Annotated in this window: 18 protein-coding genes; 5 read left to right on the forward strand and 13 right to left on the reverse strand. The window is 35.7% G+C overall.

What is annotated here, in order from left to right; translation table 11 throughout:
* Positions 1-102: 102 nt before the first annotated feature.
* On the reverse strand, positions 103-462 hold the full coding sequence (locus tag G3A46_RS04890; RefSeq protein WP_165146893.1) for a hypothetical protein: 360 nt from the start codon (positions 460-462) through the stop codon (positions 103-105).
* Positions 463-838: 376 nt separating this feature from the next.
* Between G3A46_RS04890 and G3A46_RS04895 the strand changes: the two genes are divergently transcribed.
* Positions 839-1,348 carry a DUF3575 domain-containing protein gene (locus tag G3A46_RS04895; protein ID WP_165146895.1) on the forward strand — a complete coding sequence of 170 codons (510 nt, stop codon included), beginning with the start codon at positions 839-841 and terminating at the stop codon, positions 1,346-1,348.
* A gap of 78 nt (positions 1,349-1,426) precedes the next feature.
* Positions 1,427-1,981 (forward strand): hypothetical protein, encoded by a 555-nt coding sequence (locus G3A46_RS04900; protein WP_139855777.1) that lies wholly within the window; start codon positions 1,427-1,429, stop codon positions 1,979-1,981.
* Positions 1,982-2,047: 66 nt separating this feature from the next.
* Here the strand turns inward: G3A46_RS04900 and G3A46_RS04905 are convergent, their stop codons facing one another.
* The 8 genes from G3A46_RS04905 to G3A46_RS04940 form a co-directional block, all read right to left on the reverse strand.
* Positions 2,048-3,247, reverse strand: coding sequence for a glutamate-5-semialdehyde dehydrogenase (locus G3A46_RS04905; RefSeq protein WP_165146897.1), 1,200 nt, complete (start codon positions 3,245-3,247; stop codon positions 2,048-2,050).
* A 21-nt stretch (positions 3,248-3,268) separates the two neighbouring features.
* Positions 3,269-4,039, reverse strand: a complete 771-nt coding sequence (gene proB, locus G3A46_RS04910; RefSeq protein WP_165146899.1) for a glutamate 5-kinase — start codon at positions 4,037-4,039, stop codon at positions 3,269-3,271.
* Positions 4,040-4,055: 16 nt separating this feature from the next.
* On the reverse strand, positions 4,056-4,856 hold the full coding sequence (gene proC / locus G3A46_RS04915; RefSeq protein WP_165146901.1) for a pyrroline-5-carboxylate reductase: 801 nt from the start codon (positions 4,854-4,856) through the stop codon (positions 4,056-4,058).
* 283 nt (positions 4,857-5,139) lie between these two features.
* The gene (locus tag G3A46_RS04920) at positions 5,140-7,383 is read right to left on the reverse strand and encodes a polyribonucleotide nucleotidyltransferase (protein WP_165146903.1); all 2,244 of its coding nucleotides are present in this window, start codon (positions 7,381-7,383) and stop codon (positions 5,140-5,142) included.
* 206 nt (positions 7,384-7,589) lie between these two features.
* On the reverse strand, positions 7,590-7,859 hold the full coding sequence (rpsO, locus tag G3A46_RS04925; RefSeq protein WP_139855782.1) for a 30S ribosomal protein S15: 270 nt from the start codon (positions 7,857-7,859) through the stop codon (positions 7,590-7,592).
* Between the two features lie 121 nt (positions 7,860-7,980).
* Positions 7,981-8,847: an acetyl-CoA carboxylase, carboxyltransferase subunit beta gene (gene accD / locus G3A46_RS04930; RefSeq protein WP_165146905.1), complete on the reverse strand. Its 867-nt coding sequence runs from the start codon at positions 8,845-8,847 to the stop codon at positions 7,981-7,983.
* 113 nt (positions 8,848-8,960) lie between these two features.
* A complete protein-coding gene (fbaA, locus tag G3A46_RS04935; protein ID WP_139855784.1) occupies positions 8,961-10,028 on the reverse strand; it encodes a class II fructose-bisphosphate aldolase in 1,068 nt (355 codons plus the stop codon).
* Between the two features lie 93 nt (positions 10,029-10,121).
* Complete coding sequence (locus G3A46_RS04940) at positions 10,122-12,719, reverse strand: BamA/TamA family outer membrane protein (RefSeq protein WP_165146908.1); 2,598 nt, start codon at positions 12,717-12,719, stop codon at positions 10,122-10,124.
* 36 nt (positions 12,720-12,755) lie between these two features.
* Here G3A46_RS04940 and G3A46_RS04945 point away from each other — a divergent pair, with 36 nt between their 5' ends.
* The gene (locus tag G3A46_RS04945; RefSeq protein WP_165146911.1) at positions 12,756-13,484 is read left to right on the forward strand and encodes an RNA methyltransferase; all 729 of its coding nucleotides are present in this window, start codon (positions 12,756-12,758) and stop codon (positions 13,482-13,484) included.
* Here G3A46_RS04945 and G3A46_RS04950 read toward each other — a convergent pair.
* On the reverse strand, positions 13,471-14,181 hold the full coding sequence (locus G3A46_RS04950; RefSeq protein WP_165146914.1) for a porin family protein: 711 nt from the start codon (positions 14,179-14,181) through the stop codon (positions 13,471-13,473). The two genes, G3A46_RS04945 and G3A46_RS04950, sit on opposite strands and share 14 nt — an antisense overlap.
* Positions 14,182-14,183: 2 nt before the next feature.
* Entirely contained in the window at positions 14,184-14,915 is a 732-nt protein-coding gene (ubiE, locus tag G3A46_RS04955) for a bifunctional demethylmenaquinone methyltransferase/2-methoxy-6-polyprenyl-1,4-benzoquinol methylase UbiE (protein ID WP_165146917.1), read from the reverse strand.
* Between the two features lie 163 nt (positions 14,916-15,078).
* Here ubiE and trkA point away from each other — a divergent pair, with 163 nt between their 5' ends.
* Together trkA and G3A46_RS04965 are read left to right on the forward strand one after the other, a co-directional pair.
* Positions 15,079-16,428, forward strand: a complete 1,350-nt coding sequence (trkA, locus tag G3A46_RS04960; RefSeq protein ID WP_165146920.1) for a Trk system potassium transporter TrkA — start codon at positions 15,079-15,081, stop codon at positions 16,426-16,428.
* Entirely contained in the window at positions 16,428-17,933 is a 1,506-nt protein-coding gene (locus tag G3A46_RS04965; RefSeq protein ID WP_165146923.1) for a potassium transporter TrkG, read from the forward strand. The genes trkA and G3A46_RS04965 overlap by 1 nt, the downstream gene beginning before the upstream one ends.
* 171 nt (positions 17,934-18,104) lie before the next feature.
* Here G3A46_RS04965 and purT read toward each other — a convergent pair whose 3' ends face one another.
* Both purT and G3A46_RS04975 read right to left on the reverse strand, forming a co-directional pair.
* Positions 18,105-19,265, reverse strand: a complete 1,161-nt coding sequence (gene purT, locus G3A46_RS04970) for a formate-dependent phosphoribosylglycinamide formyltransferase (RefSeq protein ID WP_165146926.1) — start codon at positions 19,263-19,265, stop codon at positions 18,105-18,107.
* Positions 19,266-19,360: 95 nt separating this feature from the next.
* Positions 19,361-22,282 carry a GEVED domain-containing protein gene (locus G3A46_RS04975; protein WP_165146929.1) on the reverse strand — a complete coding sequence of 974 codons (2,922 nt, stop codon included), beginning with the start codon at positions 22,280-22,282 and terminating at the stop codon, positions 19,361-19,363.
* Positions 22,283-22,301: the final 19 nt, after the last annotated feature.

Genomic DNA, 22,301 nt, shown 5'->3' on the forward strand with positions numbered 1-22,301 from the left:
TTTTAAAACTTTTGTATTGGGTTATACGTAAGAATTACCCTAAAGGTTACAAAAACTTAAAAAAAATCAGAATTAATTTTTTAGACTCTCTAAATGCGATGGTTAGTCTTCTATATAATTTGCTTTATCAAGTATTAGTGAATCTGCCGATTTGTTATTTTCAGAAATTAAACTGTCAATTTCTTTCTTATTAGACGTTATATACTGCTGATTTGTGTTGCTGTTGTAATAATGATAATTTTTTGACACCTTAAATTCTTTTTCATTAAATCTAGATGTAGCTTTTTCGTCTTTACCATTAACTTGATTAGATTTCAATATATTTTCTTTAGCATTCTCTATTTTATCACCTTCAGAGTTTTCAACAGAAACATTCGAATTGGAAGTACTTTCAACTTTTTTATTAGTGTGATTTAATGTGTCTATAATTGAAATTTCAAAGTCTTCATCGTAAATAATCAAAGTGAATCCATAATTGAAGTCTATACAAGTAATTTCATTAGTAAAATCACTGCAGCAGTCTTTTCAATCAACTTTTAGAGTTGAGAGTTTACTTGTATAACCTGTGATGGATCAATTTTCCCGAGAGGTTCATTTTCACATGAACCAAAAAATACAATCAGAAAAACAAATGGAATTAGCTTAAGGATTCTCATAAGATACTTGATTAAGTTGTTTCCCTATAGTCTGATAATATTAAAAAGGTTGCGTTAGATGGATTGATTTATTCATTACCTTAGTATTAATCTATTAACTTAGATTTTTCTTATTTACTAAAAGGAAAATTATGAATGCTACATAGTATGCGATTATCGTAATTGGCCTTTTGGTTTTTTTAATGAGTAATAAATTATGTGCTCAGGAAGAATCTCTTTCTAATAAATTCTCGATTAAATCATTCTCTATCACTCCAACAAATATTTTTTGGAGCCGTCCTGATAGAAATACAAATTCTTATTTTGCAGGTTATGCGGTAATTGTTGATGTTACATTTAATTATAAAAGAAACTTATTATCGTTTGCTCCTTCTGCGGGCTTTGAGGTATTGGGGAGTAGTAAATACGTTCAACTTAATATACTTTACGGAAGAGAATTTAGACTTTCAAACCGATGGTTTTTAGAAACTCACGCTGGCGTGGGGTACTTGTACCTAGAAGACCCTCAACACGACTCGTTTTTTCAAACGTATTACCAACGAAATTTCCGATCTACTATGGGGTTCCCAATAATGGCGAAATTACGATTTATGACGGGTAAAAAGTTTTCGGTGGGTTTACTCCTACAAACTAATATCAATTCCGAATTCCCCATTTATTCAAGTGGAGTGTCATTGCAGTGGGATTTATAGGAAGATTCTAATTAATAACAAATTGCATTATAAACAAAGTATAGTAATTGTAAAATATTAACCTCTAATTTATTAATTATGAAACATCTAAAAATCAAATTTGTAATTTCAAGTTTCCTATACTTTTTAATATCATTAACTACTATAGCGCAAACTGAAGCCAACTCTAATAAGTTTGCCTATCGTTCTTTTTCTATTAGTCCATTAGGGGTTTTTGTAGGAGGGAATTCGGGTGTTGCCGTAAGTGGAGATGTAAACTTTAATTATGGGAAAAATATTTTTGGGTTGGAAATTGGAGCTGGTACTGAAGGAAGTTTTATTGGTAGTAATGATGAATTTACCGAAGTAAATTTTTTATACGGTCGGAGTTTTCCATTAAGTGAAAAAATTTTTACCGACATTTTTGTGGGAGCTGGATATTTTCATTTCAATACCTATGGAGTAGTAGATTCAAATACTGGAAGAAGAGGAGATATAACAGAAAATACTATTGGTTTTCCAATTGGCGCTAAATTGCAATTTAGTCTAGGTCCGCGATACTCTATGGGGCTTAAACTTGCTGCTAATATTAATTCTGTTGAATCAATTGGTGCTTTGGGTTTATCACTTCAATGGAATCGATTTCGAGAATAAGTATTAAATAAAAAGCCTTCATTCAAAGTATTGAAGAAGGCTTTTTAAAGTTTAATATGTTAAATTCTACGCTCGAATATGGCCATTTCCGTAAACGTAGTATTTATTAGTCACCAATTGCTTTAAACCTAAGGGGCCGCGATGATGTAGTTTATCTGTGCTAATAGCAAGTTCGGCGCCAACGCCCATTTGTCCGCCATCGGTGAAGCGAGTAGAGGCGTTGTGGTAAACAGCAGCACTGTCTATGTTTTCCATAAAATTAGTTGCTTTGCTATTGTCTTCAGTTAGAATAGCACTTGAATGCCCACCACTGTATTTATTTATTTTTGAAATAGCTTGGTCGATGTTTTCAACTTCGCCAATTGCAATTTTCATTGCTAAAAACTCTTCATACCAGGTATTTTCATCGTCGATTAATTTTGAAGAAGAAAGTGTTTGTTTAACTTCAGAATCTACAATAATTTCCACTTTTGAAGCTTCGAGTACTTCTTTTAATTCTTGAAGTTTTGTTCTGTAGTTAGGGATGTTCTTATCTACTAAAACTTTATCTAATGCGTTGCAACCTGAAATTTTATCGGTTTTTGCATTAATAATCACCTCAAGGGTTTTTTTCCAATCGGCATCTTCAGCTACATACAAAAAGTTGTTTCCACGACCGCTAACTAAAACGGCACAATTGGCATTTTCCTTTACAAATTGAATTAATCGTTCGCCACCACGTGGTACAATTAAATCTATTGGCTCGTCAGGATTTTTTAAGAAGGCTTGTGTTTCTTCTCGGTTTAGTTCTAGCATCGTAATCCAATCTTTCTCTAGTTCGTTTTCTTGTAACGCATCATGCCAGAATTTCACCAAAATTTTATTGCTATTATAGGCTTCTTTACCGCCTTTTAATAGAATTTTGTTATTGGCTTTAAAAGCAAGTACTGCAGCTTCGATAGTAACATCTGGTCTTGATTCGTATATAATCATAATAGTGCCAAATGGAGCTGTTTTATTAATTATCTTAAGACCACTTTCTAGCTCCCTACTGCTTATCTCCCGGTTTACTGGATCTTCTTGATCTTTAACTTCAGAAATAGCTTTAATCATGCCATCAATCTTAGAGTTATCTACCACCAATCTGTCATATAGTGCTTGGTCGTCCTTTTTAAAGGCTTGTAGATCCTTTTTATTTGCTTGTAATAATTCTTCACGGTTTTTATCGATAATATTTATCATCGAATTTAAAACCTGATTTTTTAATGTTTCCTCAATCAACTTCATATCCTCTTCTGTTTTTTAAAATTATGCGTAAAATTTTGTACCTAAATCATGGCCGTTTAAAATGTCAACAATTACATTTTTACGTTTTCCATTAGCGATATAGGTAGGTATGTTTTTCTTGGCCGTTTGCTTGGCAATTTTAAGTTTGGATTTCATCCCACCACGACCTTCACCTTCGCCTTTTCTTGAAGCTTGAACGTATTGTTCCACAGCCTGGTCTGGGTGTACTTTGCTCAGTTTTTCAGAATCTTCATCATCTGGGTGACCAGTATATAAGCCATCAGTATCTGTTAAGATCACTAAAGCGTCTGCTTCAATAAGTTCAGCTACTAAGCTGGCGAGTTCATCATTGTCACTGAACATAGACATTGTTAACGAAACTGCGTCGTCTTCATTTGCAATGGGAACAATTCCTTCTGCTAAAAGACCTTCATAGCAATTAATCATATTTTCACGATGTTTTCCAGGGGTGAAATCGCGTTTAGTTGCTAAAATTTGAGCGCATCGCATTCCGTAATCATGGAATAGGCTATAGTAATGTCGCATCATTCGAGGTTGCCCTACAGAAGAATATATTTGTCTTCTTGTAGCGTCATCCTTTGCCTTACATTCACCTAAAACCTCCATACCGGCTATTGCCGATCCTGAAGAGACCAAAACAGGTGAATACCCATCTTCGTATAAGGCAGCGATTTGTCTTACCAATTCATTGAGAATAGGTCCTACAATACGATTGTCTTTATTTGTCATAACGTTGGTTCCTACTTTTATAACCACTCGTTTTTCCTTCATATAATTTCTTTCTTTTTTATTTTCCTAATTCTGTTGCTCTGTTAAAAGCTGCATAAGCAGCTTCTTTAATCAACTCTTTTACATTGTTATCCTCCATAGAATCTAATGCTGCTTGAGTAGTTCCTCCTTTTGAAGCAACCATCTTCATCCAACTATTTGGTGAAAGATCAGATTCTGTGAAAAGTCTTACAGCCCCCTCAAATGTTTGGGTGACCAATATTTTTGAATCATTTTGTGAGAAGCCCATTTTTAGTGCTGCTTCCAACATAGATTGCATAAAGTAAAAAACGTAAGCTGGGCCACTACCTGAAATCCCGGTAGAAGCATTAATAAAGTTTTCGTTTTCTACGTGAATAGCTTCTCCAGTTGTATCTAATAGGTTTCGCACCATTAAAAGCTCGACGCGACTAACGTCTTTGGCCGCTGTAAATGCTGTCATTCCCATTCCTACTTTTGCTGGGAGATTAGGCATGGCTCTAACCACTTTTTTAACATCTAGGCTATTTTGGATGGTTTCGATAGTAACTCCAGCCATTAATGATATAAAAACCTGATCACGGTTTACCATGCTTTTCATATTCTGGAATAACTCATCACTGTGGTATGGTTTAACAGCTACAAAAACGATATCTGCTTTTGGAAGGCAGTCTTCCAAATTTCTGTAAACATCGAATTTATCAACTTTTTCTAGAGATGAAATTTTTTCATCTGAAACATCGTAAATCATTAATTTTCTACGATTTAATAAAGGAGAATCAGCCATGCCTTCGGCATATGTCAACCCCATATTTCCTGCGCCAATTACTAGTACTTTCATAATTTGTTTTATTGTTAGGCCTATAAGGCTGCAAGTACTGTGCGAGAGGGCCGATAAATATTTTTAATTCTAAAGTTTAAAATTATAATCGCTGTTAGCTTACTATACAAGGTGGTTTAAGAGCTTTTAAGCTTATTTAAATACCTGAAACTCTTAGGGTGACAGTATTGCACACTTTGTGCTTTTTATGAAATTATGGCATAAAAACAAAAAACGCCTTCATTTCTGAAGGCGTTTTTTTTAAGTTTATGGTTATGAGTTAAAATAAACTCATAACTAAAATTTAATCTCTCTTTCTGTCTCTATCACGGTTATCGCGATTATCACGTCCGCGGTTATCGCGTCCACGATTGTCACGTCCACCATTTCGGCTGTCTTCACGTGGAGCACGCTCTTTGTAGCCTTCTGGTTTTGGTAATAAAGCTTTTCTAGAAATCTTGTCTTTTTTAGTTCTTGGGTCGAAACCTAAGTATTTCACATCAAATACATCTCCCATGTTTACAACATCAGATACGTTTTCTGTACGTTCCCAAGCTAGTTCACTAACGTGTAATAAAGACTCATTTCCTGGAGCTTCTAAATATTCTACAACAGCACCAAAGTCAAGCATTTTAATTACTTTAACTTCGTAAACGCTATTCATTTCAGGTTTGAATGTTATAGATTTTATTTTAGCTAAAACAGCATCAATTCCTTCCTGACCTGTTCCTAGAATTTCTACAATTCCTTCTTCAGTTTCTGGATCTTCATTAATAACAATTGTACATCCTGTTTCCTTTTGAAGCTCTTGAATAACTTTTCCTCCAGGTCCAATTAAAGCACCAATGTACTCATTAGGAATTCTAGTAGTTACCATTTTAGGAGCGTAAGACTTAACGTCTTCACGTGGCTCTGCAATAGTCTCAGTTAATTTTTCAAGAATATGAAGTCTTCCTTCTCTTGCTTGTTTTAAAGCATTTACAAGAATCTCGTAGCTTAATCCTTTTACTTTAATGTCCATTTGGCAAGCAGTAATACCGTCTGCCGTTCCAGTAACTTTAAAGTCCATATCACCTAAGTGATCTTCATCACCTAGAATATCAGAAAGTACAGCGTATTTACCACTATCACCATCAGAGATTAATCCCATTGCAATACCAGATACTGGTTTTATCATTTGGATTCCTGCATCCATCATTGCCATTGTTCCAGCACAAACAGTTGCCATAGAAGAAGAACCGTTAGATTCTAATACTTCTGAAACTACACGTACAGTGTAAGGACAATCGCTAGGTACCATTCCTTTAAGTGCACGTTGCGCTAGGTTACCGTGACCAATCTCACGACGAGATGTTCCACGAATAGGTCTAGCTTCTCCAGTACTAAAAGGAGGGAAGTTGTAATGTAGGTAGAATTTTTCTTCACCTTCAAATGAAGGCATGTCTATTTGGTTTGCTTCTCTTGAAGTTCCTAAAGTCACTGTTGCAAGTGCCTGAGTTTCTCCACGAGTAAAAATAGAAGAACCGTGTACAGATGGCAAGTAATCAACTTCACACCAGATAGGGCGAATTTCGTTTGTTTTACGTCCATCTAAACGTAATCCTTCGTTTAGCGTTAAATCTCTAACTGCAGCTTTTTCAGCTTTGTAATAGTATCTTGAAACTAGGTCTCCAAAGTCTTCTAATTCTTCTTCAGTAAAGGTAGCTTTAATAGATTCTTTTATTTCAGCAAAAGCAGTCGTTCTTTCGTGTTTAGCAGAACCAGCTTGTGCAATAGCATAAACTTTATCGTAAGCCATATCGTAAACCTTCTTTTCAAGGTCTGCGTCTTCTCTTTCTGCAGGGTATTCACGAGTTTCTTTCTTTCCAACAGCTTCAGCAAGTCTTACTTGTGCAGCACATTGAACTTTAATGTGCTCGTGGGCAAACTTAATTGCTTCAGTCATTTCTTCTTCAGAAATCTCGTCCATTTCACCTTCAACCATCATTACACTATCAGCAGAAGCTCCAATCATCATATCGATGTCAGACTCTAGTAATTGTGCTCTTGTTGGGTTGATGATAAATTCACCGTTAATTCTTCCTACACGTGCTTCTGAAATAGGGCATTCGAAAGGAAAATCAGACAGCTGAATTGCAGCAGAAGCCGCTAATCCTGCCATTGCATCTGGCATAACATCGTCGTCGTGACTCATTAACTGAATCATTACTTGTGTTTCAGCGTGGTAATCTTTTGGGAAAAGTGGACGTAAAACGCGGTCTACTAGACGCATTGTTAACACTTCTCCGTCACTTGGTCTAGCTTCTCTTTTAAAGAAACCTCCTGGGTAACGACCAGAAGCAGCATACTTTTCGCGGTAATCTACTGTAAGTGGTAGGAAATCTAAGTCTTTGTAGTCGTAGTTAGAAACTACAGTACATAATAACATACATTTTCCAGATTGTACAACTACAGATCCGTGAGCTTGTTTAGCTAACTTTCCAGTTTCAAGGGTGATTTGTCTTCCATCACCAAGGTCAATGACCTCTTTAAATACTTTAGGTATCATTTGTTTTTCATTTTTGCACATTAAGATATGTGCAGTTAATTTTTGGTCTAAGCTTGTTTTTCAAGCTAAGTGTTGTTGTGTTGTTGTGGTTTGACCAATGAAAAACTAAGGGGGTAGCCTTCTTTATAAATTATCGATTTCTCTAATAAAACCCCAAATCAAATTTGGAATAAAAAATAAAGGGGCGTAAAACGCCCCTCTTATAATTACTTACGTAATCCTAATTCTTTAATAATAGCACGGTAACGAAGAATGTCTTTTTTCATTAAATAATCTAAAAGAGATCTTCTTTTTCCTACTAACATTACCAATGAACGCTCAGTGTTGAAGTCCTTTTGGTTGTTTTTAAGGTGTTTTGTTAAATGCTCGATGCGGTAAGTAAACAAAGCGATCTGTCCCTCTGCAGAACCAGTATCTTTCTTTGATTTACCGTGTTTTTCAAAAATTTTTTCTTTAGCTTCTTGTGATAAATACATGCCAATATTGTTAAAATGATTTTTATGTATTGACTACCATTTTGATAATCAAGGCTGCAAAAATAGTAAAACTTATTGAGTTACTATATTATTTTTTAGAATAATAACTACTTATTAAAACTTATGCAGTTTCTTTACGTACTGGTCTGTTTAAAACTAGGTCTAGGTAAAGGTTAACTTTTCGCTTTAAATCTTTACGATGTGTTATAAAATCTAAAAACCCGTGCTCTAATACAAATTCAGATGTTTGGAACCCTTCAGGTAATTCTTTACCTGTAGTATCTCTCACAACACGTGGTCCAGCAAAACCAATTAATGCACCGGGTTCACTAATGTTGATGTCACCCAACATTGCAAAAGAAGCTGTTGTTCCTCCTGTAGTTGGATCTGTAGCTAAAGAAATATAAGGAATACCAGCATCACTTAATTGTGCAAGCTTTACGCTTGTTTTAGCAAGTTGCATCAACGAAAGTGCAGCTTCCATCATTCTAGCTCCACCACTTTTTGAAATAATCATTAGTGGAATTTTTTTCTTTAGAGAATAATCTGCAGCACGAGCAATTTTTTCACCAACAACGCTACCCATAGAACCTCCAATAAAGCTAAAATCCATACAAGCAACAACTAAATCTTCGCCCATCGATTTTCCAACAGCGCAACGAACAGCATCTTTTAATCCTGTTTTTTCTTCTGCTTCTTTTAGCCTGTCCGTATATTTCTTTTTATCCTCAAACTTAAGAGGGTCTTTAGAAGTAAGGTTTTTATCTAATTCTTTAAACTTATTATCGTCAAATAAAATTTGAAAATACTCTTTACTTCCTATTCGTACGTGGTAACCGTCTTCAGGACTTACGTAAAAGTTTCTTTCAAGCTCTTCGCTATCCACAATTTTACCTGTAGGCGATTTGTACCACAGCCCTTTAGGGACGTCTTTTTTCTCTTCAGTCGGGGTTTGTATCCCTTTTTTCGTTCTTTTAAACCAAGGCATTTTCATCTGTTGTTATTGGTTGAAGTTTCACTATGTTGATTTTAAATTCAGTAATAATAGATTTGGATAATATGGCTTAGTGCATATTATATTCTATTGTTACGAGAATTATATTATAACGTGTTTACGTTATTTAAATCTTCAAAAGCTTGTTCTAATCTTTTCTTAAATGTTAATTCGCCTTCGCGAAGCCATTTTCTTGGATCGTAATATTTCTTATTTGGAAGGTCATCACCTTCTGGGTTTCCTATTTGTGTTTTTAAATAATCTAGGTTTTTTACAAAATACTCTCTCACACCTTCCGTAAATGCGAATTGCATATCAGTATCGATATTCATTTTTACAACTCCATAGCTTATTGCTTCGCGAATTTCTTCTAATGAAGATCCACTTCCGCCATGAAAAACAAAATCGATAGGGTTGTAACCTGTATTGAATTTTTTCTGAACGTACTCTTGAGAATTTTTCAGGATGATAGGCGTTAGCTTAACATTTCCTGGCTTGTATACACCATGAACATTACCAAAAGCTGCAGCAATTGTGAATTGATCGCTTATTTTTGAAAGCTCTTCGTAAGCGTATGCTACTTCGTCTGGTTGTGTGTAAAGTTTTGAAGAATCTACATCTGTATTATCTACACCATCTTCTTCACCACCTGTAATACCTAATTCAATTTCTAAGGTCATTCCTATTTTGCTCATACGCTCTAAATAGCGCTTACAAATCTCGATGTTCTCCTCGATAGGTTCTTCAGAAAGATCGATCATATGTGAGCTGTATAGTGGTTTGCCAGTTTCTTTGTAAAATTTTTCACCAGCATCTAGTAATCCATCTATCCAAGGAAGTAATTTTTTAGCACAGTGATCTGTATGAAGAATCACTGTTGCGCCATAAAGCTCTGCAAGTTCGTGAACGTGTTTTGCTCCAGCTATAGCACCAGCAATTGCTGCTTTTTCATTTTCATTAGAAAGCCCTTTTCCTGCATTGAATTGAGCTCCCCCGTTTGAAAATTGAATAATTACAGGAGAATTTAATCCAGCAGCGGTTTCCATTACAGCATTAACGCTATCTGAACCTACAACGTTTACCGCAGGCATAGCAAAACCTTTTTCTTTTGCGTATTTATGTATTTTTTGAACTTCTTTTCCGGTGGCAACACCTGGCTTAATTCCGTGACTCATAATTTTTGAGATAATATGTTAATCGAAAATTCTTCTATTTGAAACTATAACTGATAACTCAATTAGCAGACAAAAATAACAAATTTATATGGTTTAGAAGGGGTAGTTAATACCTATGTTGTAAACAGCTTTTGAGAAGTTGTAATCTTTAAACCAACGTTCGCCTACAGGACGTGCAGGGTTATGGGTTTTGAAGCCTACATCCAATCTGATAACGAAGAAACCAAAATCGTATCTAAGTCCTATTCCTGAAGCAACAGCAAGCTCTTTTAAATCTTTAAACCCGTTAAATTTGGCTTCTTCATCTTGTATATTGTCGTAAACATTCCAGATATTTCCAGAATCCACAAATAATGCACCTTTTACGGCACCGATAATTGTAAACCTATATTCTGCGTTTAAAGCTATTTTAAAGTTAGCCTCATTAAACTCATCTTTACTGCCGCTGCTTCCTGGACCTAAGTCATATGCTCGCCATCCGCGATTGTCATTTGCACCACCTGCAAAATAGCTTCGCGTAAATGGAATACTGTTACTATTACCATACGGAATAGCAATTCCGCCAAATGCTCTTACAGCTAGAATATTATTGTCGTCAAGCTCCCAGTGTTTAATATATTCAGCTTCACCTTTAATGTATTGAGAATATTGAACGTTAAGAACTTCGTAGTTTCCTCTATCGTTCTTTTTTGCGCCAATTAAGCTTGCAACACTAGAAAGTATATTCCCTGCACTTTCAAGTTTAAATCTTGTACGTGAAAAACTATTGTCTTGAATGTTTTCACGTGTGTCTCTTGTACGGGTAATATTGGAAGCGAAAATCAAGTTATTTTCGGTAAGCCTTGCTTTTCTTTCATCAATATTGTCAACTAACTGATATGCTTCTCCTTGGTCTGAAACAGGAGTGATGTCTCCATTTAATACATCTCTAATAAAGCCATTTGCACCACTTGGAACTTCGAGTACTAGGTCATTATTGTTGTTGATTGTGTAATATTCAGGGTTGATACTTCCTGGGTAAGCAAATTCTGTTTGTTGTGCTATGTCATTGAGTTGTTCAAAACTGTTTTTGTATACATTGAAGTAATTTCCAATGTTGAGGTTTTTTACATATTGAACATTAAGTACGTCAACTTGATAGTTGAGGATTTTTGAAGGTTTCCAACTGTAATTGTAAAAGCTGTTAAAAGACTGTCTATCCAAACCAATATTGTTTTGTGCACTTGCACCAAAACTTAAAGTTGTGGTTGGAAGCATATATTTTGGAATTAGCTTTTGGGTGTTAAATGGTAAAATAATACGCGGGAAAGTCAGTTTTGCATCCCCACCAAATTCTGAAATATTAAAAAAGCTACTTGAATTATCCGCAGCATCTTTTGAAGAACCTAAACTTCCTTTTCCTGAAATTTGAAGTATTTCTGCTCCTCTAAAAATATTTCTAAATGTCATATTTCCACTAAATCCAATCCCGTATTGTTGAATAGTAGATAAAAAGGCATCAAAATCTACTCCCAAGGTTTTATTGTCACGAGGGCTTAATAAAATAGAGGTGTTAAGCAAGGTGCCTGTAGTGTCATTCGGAACAGGGGTATAGTTAATGTTGGGGTATTTGAAAATCTTTAAATCACTAAGCTGATTGTAGGTAAGTGACCTGTCTATATCTTTAAATATCTTACCTGGTGTAATAGATACAGCATCTGTGATTGCTTTCGGTCTGTAACGCATTTTACCATAACTGTATAGCTTATATCCATTATAGCTTATGGAATCGCTATAGCTTTTGTTCCGATTGGCATAGCTGTAGTCTGTAACAATGTGAACTTCATTAATTTTATGAACTTTAAATGGAACCGTCCTAGAACTATCGGCATCGGTTATTTTTCTATCGGCAATTAAATAGGTGATGTTAGCTTTGTGATCTGTATTTACAGTGTCGGCTTCAAACCTTACGTAATCTTGTTCAAAATGGTAAAGACCTGAGTTCCTTAAAAGTACTGTTAATCGATCTCTTTCATTCACAAAATCGGCAGCAGAGTATTGCTTTCCTGCCTTAATAAACGAATTATTTTTTGTTTTTTGAAAAAGGGAATCTACTACTGGAGAACTTATCTTTTCGATAATTGTGTCTCCAATAATATAGGGTTTCTGTCTGTTGATATTAAAAACTAATGAAGCTCTTTTTGCTCTTTTCTTGTCAGGCTCGATTTTAAAATTTACCTCATTGTTAAAGTATCCAAGACTTGCATACCATCGTTCTAATCGCTCTAAAGATTTTTCAGTTTTATTTTCTCTAATAATTACGGGAGCATCGCCTAATTTCTGAAGCCATTTGTTGAAGCTAACATAACTACTGTCTATCTGGTCAACTTGTTTTTTTGATAGAAATCGGATAAGCCTTTCTTCTCTTTTTGGGTTTTTGTGAAGCCACTTTAAATATGTTGAATCTGGCTGTGGATCTGCTAAGTTATAGATGTGTAAACCTAAAGGAACACCTATTAATGGGATGGTAGGATTAGGCTTTTGCGCTAATTGGCTATAAACCCCAGCGTCTTTAATTTTAGTGCTATCTACCAATATAGTGTTCTCTGTTAGTAGAAATTCTCCATCTGGTACTTGTTTTACAGCATTACAAGAATATAATAAGCTTATAAATACTATAAATAATGATATTTTTGCAAGATAGTGCGTCAAGAGTGCTCGTTTAGTCAACTTCAAAAATACTATATTTTGGTTAGCAAAAGTCAAACAAAATTAATAACAAGTCTTCAACAGAAAAAGTATAGAGATCAAACTGGTTTTTTTGTAGCAGAGGGGCCTAAAGTTATTGCAGAATTAATTAATGAAGGCATAGAGCTTCAATGGTTATTTACCGTAGACCAATCAGAAATTGTTGATGAAAATCACTTTCTTGTAGATGAAAAAGCGCTAAAGAAATTAAGTTTTTTAAAAACTGCGAATACTTCTGTTGCTGTTTTTAAAATTCCAAAAAATGAATCTATCAAAAATACAGGATTAACGGTAGTCTTAGATGCTGTTCGTGACCCTGGGAATCTTGGTACAATTATACGTTTGTGCGATTGGTTTGGAATTCAACAATTGGTGTGTTCTAAAGATACTGTGGATTGTTATAATCCTAAAGTTGTACAAGCTACAATGGGGTCCTTAGCTAGGGTAGCTGTGCATTATACATCACTTCCAGAATTTTTGAATAATACAACACAGAAAACTTACGGTGCTTGTATGGATGGAAACAATATTTATTCTGAAAAGTTGCCTAATGATGCTGTGATTGTAATGGGTAATGAAGCAAATGGGATATCAGAAGAAATAATGAATATGCTGAATCAAAAGTTAACTATTCCACGTTTTGGAGAAACCCAAAGAGCGGAAAGTTTAAACGTTGCCACAGCGACGGCTATTTTTTTAAGTGAATTTAGAAGCGCTACTGAAAAGTAAAGTTTATAAATATTGCCCTTGAGGATAATTTATCAATATTTCCAGTCCATGGGCTATTTGGGTCGTCATCTCGTACTAACTCATCATTCAACGCAAATACTCCTCGAATTGAAGGCGTGAACTTAAAGTAGTACAGATAGAAGTCTATACCAAAGCCTAACTCATAATAATATGTTCCTTTCATCATTCTGAATTTCCCTTGTTCATTATCTTCGGGATTGTCCTGATTGCTAGAAAGGTTTAATGAAGCCGAAACTCCACCAACCACAAAAGGTCTAAAGTTATTTAATTTATTGGTAGAAAATTTTACCAAAAGGGGTACGTGTATATAAGTAGATTTAACTTCACGCAGAGAGTCTTGAGCACCTGTTATATTTCGAAACTCTAAATCGCGTTGTGTAAAATATAATCCTGGTTCTAAACGCAGGTGAATATTTTCAATAATTTTCATATCCCCTACAAGACCAACATTAAAACCTGCGGAGCGTTGTACCAATACATCTGTGTCATTGCCAAGATGCTGTTTATAATCAAATTTAAAATCGTAGCTATTAAAGCCTAAAAAATAACCGTAAGTAAGAAATCTTTTATCAAAATTTTGTAAATTTTCTAAGCGTTCCTTACTAAAAAGGCCTCCTTGTGCAGAGCTGCTGGTTACACAAAATAAAATGGCAATTACAAAAAATATTTTTTTCATACTTATTTTGTTGCTTTATAAATGGTAGCTACACCAAAAGTTTGGGGATGGTTTTCCACATTCTTAAACCCGATTTCTCGTAAAATATTGTTGAGCTTTTCACCATGTGGAAATGTGGAAGCGCTTTCACTTAAATATTTATAGGCAACTTTATCTTTAGAAAACATCTTTCCGATAAGCGGTAAAATATTTTTAGAATATAAGTTATAACCTTGTTTAAAAGGGAATTTTGAAGGTACAGAAGTTTCTAAAACTACAAAAATACCATTGCTTTTTAGCACACGAAGTATTTCTGAAAGCCCTACTTCAAGATTTTCAAAATTTCTAATACCAAAAGAAACTGTAATTGCGTCAAAGGTGTTGTCTTCAAAAGGTAAAGCTTCAGAATCACCTTGGATAAATTCAATTTTTTGAGAAATTGGTTTTCCAGAAACTTTTTTCTTTGCAATTGAAAGCATTCCTTCTGAAAGGTCTAAACCGACAATTTTTTCAGCATTTGTGCTTTCAGCAAACTGAATTGCAAGATCTCCTGTTCCAGTAGCAATATCTAAAATGGAGTTTGGCTTTGTGTCACCAACCATTTTAATAACTTTTTTTCGCCACTTAATATCAGAGCCAAGTGAAATTACACGGTTTAAACCGTCATAATTCTCAGAAATGTTGTCGAACATCTGTTCAACTTGTTTCTTTTTGCCGTCTTGCGAATCTTTGTAGGGAGTTATTTTTTTCTTCATAATTGTACGCCTACAAAACTACATATTTTTTGGACAGATGATACTACCTTTGTTAAAGTTTCAGGAAGTAAAAATATTTACTTTAATGCGCTAACATTCAATATCAACATCATAAATACCTATCTTTGCATCCACTTATTTCATTCGCTAAAACAAATTTTTCATGAAAATTATTATCGCTGGTGCGGGAGAGGTAGGGTTTCATCTTGCTAAACTACTTTCGTTTGAATCGCAAGATATAACCTTAATAGATACCGATCGCGAATCATTAGCAAATGCTGATACACATTTGGACATACGTGTGGTAAGAGGAGACGCAACCTCAATATCAGTATTACAAGATAGTAGAGTAGCCGAAACAGATTTAGTTATTGGGGTTACTTCAAGTGAAACTACCAATATTACACTTTGTGTTTTAGCTAAAGAATTAGGTGCCAAACGAACTATTGCCCGAATTTCTAACACCGAATTTATTGAGAAAAAGGACGATGTAGGTTTCTCTAAGTTTGGAATTGATGAGCTTATTTCTCCAGAATCGCTAGCATCCGATGAAATTGAACTTCTCTTAAATCAAAGTGCATTTAATGAAAGTTACGAATTTGAAGAAGGTGAACTAACCATGATTGGTTTAAGCCTATCAGGAGCTTCAGCATTTGTTGGGAAAACAGTAAAAGAAGTCGCTAAAATTTATCCAGATTTAAAATATGTGCCTATTGCGCTTCAACGTTTTGGAACACAATATACAATTATACCTAGGGGTGATACCCAGTTTAAACAAGGCGACCAAGTTTATTTCACCACTGTAAAAAAAGGAAACGAACAAATCTTTAAACTTTCTGGTAAGAGTAAACAAGACATTAAAAACGTGATGATTCTTGGTGGTAGTAAGATTGGTTACAAAACAGCCAAGGATTTATGCAAGGCAAAGTTTAAAGTGAAATTAATTGAAAGCAGTAGAGAGAAAGCTTTCGAAATTGCAGATGAAATACCAAGTTGTTTGGTTATAAATGGAGATGGGAGAAATGTAGATTTACTTTTAGAAGAATCTCTTGAAGACATGGATGCCTTCATTGCTGTAACAGGAAACAGTGAAACCAATATTATGTCCTGTTTGGTAGCGAAATCGAAAGGAGTTAAGAAAACGATAGCGCTTGTAGAAAACATGGACTATTTTCAATTATCGCATTCCATAGGTATAGACACCCTTATTAACAAGAAACTTTTGGCAGCCAATAATATTTTCCGTTATGTAAGAAAAGGAGAAGTTGTGGCTATGACTAAGTTGAATAATATGAATGCAGAGTTGTTAGAGTTTATGGTGTCGTCGCATTCTAAAGTATGTAACAAAAAAATAAAAGATCTTCATTTTCCTGATTCTGCAATTATTGGAGGTGTAGTTAGAGACGGAGTAGGAATTATTGCCTTAGGAGATTTCGAAATTAAACAAGGAGATAGAGTAGTAGTATGTTGTCTTCCACAATCTATAAGTAAGGTTGAAAAACTATTTGTGTAATGAACTCCCTCACCAAGCTAAACTTTAAGATTATAGCGCATTTAATGGGGCTTTTGTTCGTTGTGAATGGCGGATTTATGCTTCTATCTGCTATAGTTAGTTGGTATTATAACGATGGAGTTTTAGCCCAAATGATTTATTCAGGGTCTGTAGCGCTTGGGCTTGGAGGGGTGGTTATGATTTTAACTAAAAATCATAGAAAAGAAATTCAAAAGCGAGAAGGGTATATTATTGTAACCTTTGGTTGGGTTTTTATGGCGCTTATAGGTACACTACCTTATCTTTTTACGGCTGCAATCCCAAATTTTACTGATGCTTTTTTTGAAACTATGAGTGGTTTTACAACTACGGGAGCGTCCATTTTATCTGATATTGAAGCGGTACCCAAGGGTGTGCTTTTTTGGCGAAGTATTACCCATTGGATAGGAGGTATGGGGATAATCGTTTTGGCAATAGCTATTCTCCCTTTATTAGGAATAGGAGGGATGCAACTTTTTGCTGCTGAAGCTCCGGGGCCTGGAGGTGATAAACTTCACCCTCGAATTACCGATACTGCAAAACGACTTTGGCTTATTTATGTGGGATACACTTTAGCAGAAACAATTCTTCTTAAGTTGGCTGGTATGAGTTTCTTCGATGCTATAAACCATTCGTTATCGACATTGAGTACGGGTGGGTTTTCTACCAAAAATAATAGTGTCGCCTACTGGAACGACAATCCTTTGGTGCAATACATTATTATATTTTTCATGTTCTTGGCGGGTAGTAATTTCGTTCTGAGCTATTTTGCTTTCAAAAGAAAGTTTCAGAAAATATTTCAAGATGAAGAGTTTAAAATGTACGCCGCGATTGTATTAGGGTTTACGTTACTAGCAGCTTTATTAATATATTTTGAAGCAGATATGTCACTTTCTAGTGTTGTTCATCCAATGGTTTGGGGACCATTTGAAAGCGCAGTTCGCCACGCATTGTTCCAGGTGCTTACGGTAATAACAACTACAGGTTTTATAAGTGCAGACTACACCGCATGGACACCATTCTTAACCATATTTTTCTTTGGAATGATGTTTTTAGGAGGATGTGCAGGTTCTACTTCAGGAGGAATAAAAATTATGCGCCATCTAATAATGGTGAAAAACGGTGTATTAGAATTTAAAAGAACACTACATCCACATGCAATTTTACCTGTGAGATACAACCAAAAAGCTGTACAGCAACCCATTGTATTTAATATATTGGGCTTTTTTATACTCTATATGCTTTCGTTTATAGTTGGAACATTAGTCTTCTCATGGGTGGGCTTAGATTTTAAAACAGCTATAGGTGCAGCTGCTTCAACACTTGGAAATATAGGGCCCGCACTTGGTAGTCTAGGTCCAGTTGACAACTATGGACATTTGCCAGATGCTGCAAAATGGTGGTCTAGCTTTTTGATGTTAATAGGAAGATTGGAGCTATTTACAGTACTTATCTTATTAACTCCATTTTTCTGGAGAAATCGATAATTGGAATTTGAAATTCCAAATTCAGGATTCAGAATTTGACGATAATAATTAATTGTCCTGCAAGGTTTTTCTAATCTTGTAGGTATAACTGTCCTCTTCAGTTTTTATAAAAAATGAAGCTTTAATCTATAGTAGATTTTGGAATTTACTATTGAAGATTAAGGTTTATCTTTAATTCACATTCACTTGTTTAGCCAAATTTTTAGCTTTTTCAGTTACTTCTGAAATGTTTCCATCTACATTATCGTAGGTTAAAACAACGCCCATTCTTCGATACGGGCGAGAAGTTGGTTTCCCAAAAATTCTAAAATCTGTTTTAGGTGATGCAGCTACTTTTTCAAGTCCGCTGTAGGTTGGATTATCTGAATTTTCTGAAGCTAAAATTACTGCACTACAGCCAATGCGTTCTTGGGTTATTTCTGGAATTGGAAGTCCAAGTACGGCCCTTAAGTGCAATTCAAATTCGTTGAAGTTTTGTGTTTTTGCAAGGGTTACCATGCCAGTATCGTGTGGTCTTGGAGAAAGTTCAGAAAAGTAAACGCCGTCATCAGCCACAAAGAATTCTACTCCCCAAATGCCACAACCGGTTAGGGCAGTGGTAACTTTTTCAGCCATTTGTTGTGCTTCTTTTAAAACATCGCTTTTCATTGGGGCGGGTTGCCAACTTTCCATATAATCGCCACGTTCTTGTCGGTGGCCAATGGGTGGGCAGAAAAGTGTTTCTCCGTTGCGTTGAGTTACGGTAAGTAGCGTAATTTCATAATTAAAATCTATAAAAGCTTCTACTATAACTTCGGCCACATCACCACGGGAACCTTCTTGTGAATAGGTCCAAGCGTTTTCAATATCTGCTTCGGTTTTAATGGTGCTTTGACCTTTTCCGCTAGAAGACATTAATGGTTTTACCACGCAGGGCATCCCAATTTCCGAAACTGCTTTTTTAAGACTTTCGGCTGAGGTTGCGTAGCGATAAGCTGCGGTTTTTAAACTTAATTCTTTTGACGCTAAATCACGAATGGCTTTGCGGTTCATAGTAAAATTAGCTGCCTTCGCTGAAGGAATAACCGTATAGCCTTGCTTTTCATATTCATAAAAACGTTCCGTACGGATGGCTTCAATTTCTGGAACTATATAATCTGGTTTGTATTTTTCAACTAAAGCGTCTAAGGCCTTGCCGTCTAGCATATTTATAACTTCTGCAAAATCTGCGAGTTGGGCTGCAGGTGCATTTTTATAACTATCAACAGCGATAACTGTTTGTCCGATTCTCTTGGCGGCAATGGTGAATTCTTTACCTAATTCTCCGCTTCCTAATAATAAAATTTTGGCCATTTATCGATTTTTGGTAAAAATACAGCAATAGATTTCATAAAAAAACCCAAAGCAAATTTTATGCTTTGGGCTTTAATGTTAAATGTAAAAAATATTTATTTCACAATTATACGTTGTACTCTTCCGGTATCTCGATTACCAACGCGGATTAGGTAAACTCCTTTTGCTACATAACCCATATCTAGTTTATACCTGTATGTTCCACCTTCGTTTTCAAGCTTTCTAAATAGTAACCTTTGTCCTAAGATGTTATAAACAGACAATTGAAGGTCTTTAGAGTACCCTTGAGTTTCCGCTTTAATATCAAACACATTGTTATCTAAAGATAAAACAGTAAGTCCACTTTCATTAAAAATAGAATCTCCAACTCCTAATTCACCTATTTGAACGCTGTAATCTTCTGTTTCTCCATAAGTGGTTTCTTCACATGCATCGTTTGGCACGGGTGCATTCCAATTGGTTTTAGCACGCATCAAATGTTGGCCTATAGCGGCATCAGCCGGAACTACAAATGGTGTTGTTAAGGTAAAAGTACCCGATGTTTGTCCTTGACCAATAATTACATTATTTACTACAATTTCATCTTGTGAAAACACAAAATCGTCGTTAAAATCGACCCATACACGAACATATTGATTCCCATAATTGGTTTTTAATGTAAGGTCGTAAGTAGTATCCGGATCCAAAATCGCGATTTGATCGGTGAAGTCAGCATATCCCTCGCAACCTGACGCATTGTCAATAGTTGTTAAATTAAACAATCGTAAACCATCTCCTGAACTACAGTTCATTGTTGGAGTACAATTTTGATTTGTAATCACTACGGCTGTCGCATCATTAGAAGTATCACTATCATTAGGTAGCGATGTATATGCGCTTAACTCGTAACTTCCAAAAGCTGAAAAATCGCCTGTTTGAGTAAATGTATATGTAATCTCTGAATTCCCTTCTAACGGTCCTGCAACAGTTTCAGTAACAATTGTTCCTTCTAGATTAAATGAAACATCAAAATTTGATTGTGTTTCACCTCCGAAGTTAGTAACTGTAACTGTAATTTCTTCTGAAGCACTTAATTGTGTGCCAGAGGTAGGTGAAGAGATTTCACTCACACCAATGTCATTCGGCTCTAAGAAAGTAACAGATTTTGAAAGCGAATCGTTACTAGTGTTTTCATCGCCAGCCATATTTGTTGCAGCTGTAATAGAGTATGTTGTGCCAACTGTTCCTAAATTTGCAGTAGCTGTAAACGTGTATTCAGCTGTTGTTGCAGAAGGAATTGTTCCTGAAAATGTTTCAGTAACTACCGTGCCACCATCAACCTGAAAAGTTATTGGGAAGTTGGAAGCGCTGTCTTCTCCATAGTTGAAAATAGTAACCTTAACAGTTTCACTACTTGAAAGTGTTCCAGATTCAGGACTGTCTATGCTTACCACCCCAACATCTTTATTGAAGTTAGGAGCAATTTGAAAAACACCTACAACGTCTTTTCTACCGTTGTTCATATATTCGTTTATATACCAAAACTCTTTATCGTTTACAGGGTCGATATCAATTTTACTGTAATCTCCATATCGCAATCCAGGGATATTTTGATTTCCAGCTGCAATTAACTCTTCACCTATGGTCATGGTGTTTAGCGGGTCATTTGCAAAACGCCCTGTATAATATGAACTCACTCTTTTCGAAGTTGGGTCTGGCGTATTCGGTCCAGCCATAGCGGTATATCCCATAGCAATATTACCTTGTATGTCCATCATCATGCTTCCATGCCAAGCGTGTTTTCCATCAGGGGAAGTATGTGTGCCCTCTTGGTAAATACTCCAAGGTTGACCATCGCCATCTTGGCGAAGTTCGAACCAACGAATTCCCGCAAGTTCACCACCGCTTGCATCTGTATCAACAACAAAATTAAATACCGCAGAGTTGTGAGTGTTAAATTTTCTGAATTGAGCCTGATTCATAATAGTTGCTTGAAGTGCATCAATTGCAGCACCTCCTCCAGGCTGAGAAAGATTAGAAAAACTTCCGCCGTCAAAAACTGATATAAATGGAGTAGTGATTAGTTCAATTGGCGATGTAATTGTGGAATTGCCAGGATTTGCCCAATCAACATCTATAGTCCATAATTTTACATGATCTTGTGAAACACCAGACCAAGCATCGTCTTGCAGATAAACAATAGGAGCTGCCCCAGGAGCAGGAAGATTATTGTTGGAAACGTTTAAGGCTTGCGGACTGTAAAAGCCATTTCTAACAATTCCAGGAAGTGGAAATCCAATAATTTTAGCTGAAGTATCTCCATTAAGCATTTTTGAACGCTCCATAGCATATACCTTATTGGTTGCACTTGTGTTATCAGTCATATAATATCCGTCACTCCAAATTGAAAGTTTTTGATAGTCACTAATTTGAGGAATATTATAAACATACCATCCGTCATTTACTGGGTCTGGCCCATCTGATACTGCAATTTGAGCACCATTCCCGAGAAATGTAATTACAAATCTATCAGCTGCATTGTCATAAGACACAGTTAAGTCGCAACATCCACCATTAGGGAAAATAGTTGGATTAGGGCTTAATTGTTCAGTTAAAGGGTTTCCACTTTTATCGAAAATTCTGAAACCAGTATTAAAAACAACAAACACATGGTTAGGCCCAACGCCAACAGCTGGGTCTGTAGGTTGTGAATTTGATGAAGCAGCATCAAATACTAGGGAAGGGGTGCGTCCCTTGAGGGCTTGTGTTAATTTATGGGGATTTCTAACAAAGAAATCATCTTCAATTTGAGGATCTTTTCCAGGCACAATTAAGTTTCGCGATGCTCTGCCATCTTGCATTACAGATTTTTTTACTCGTGCCGGAGGTAATTCGTTCTTAGCGGCCTGTGAGGCAATTGATGGAACGTGCACTACACTTCCTACTGTGCCTACATAAGTGGCTTTGGTTCTATCCTGTGCCTTAGCGCCAAATGCAAAAGCAAAAAGAATGAGAAATAATGTAAGTTTTGTTTTCATTAAAGTTAGTTTTTTGGAT

It is taken from the genome of Aequorivita sp. KMM 9714 (assembly GCF_011065475.1).
GTDB lineage: Bacteria > Bacteroidota > Bacteroidia > Flavobacteriales > Flavobacteriaceae > Aequorivita > Aequorivita sinensis.